General features: G+C 67.2%; 1 protein-coding gene. It reads right to left on the reverse strand.

The features are described 5' to 3' along the window. Window positions 1–287, reverse strand: a 287-nt coding sequence (locus MD536_RS21325; RefSeq protein WP_239603808.1) for a hypothetical protein, incomplete at both ends; no start/stop codon positions are given.

Here is a 287-nt window from a genome sequence, read left to right on the forward strand (position 1 = left end):
GATCACTGCGACCACGGCGGCGCCGAAGAAAAGCTCCTTGCCCTCGCTCCAGGCATCGACCGTCGGCAAGGACATCTTCATGACGCCGAAGGCGGCGACCAGCAGGCTGAGGCCGGCCACCACCAGGCTCATGACGCGCGAAGCGATCCTGGCGGCGCGGTCGGCCTTCGAGATCAGGCGCGAGATCCACAGGCCGTTGATTCCGTCAGTCACGAGCATGCCGAGCATGAAGAGCAGGCCGAGCATCAGGGCGGTCTGCCAGCCGCCGAACTGGGCGGCGGTCAGCG

The organism is Flavihumibacter cheonanensis (genome assembly GCF_022352215.1).
GTDB lineage: Bacteria > Bacteroidota > Bacteroidia > Chitinophagales > Chitinophagaceae > Flavihumibacter > Flavihumibacter cheonanensis.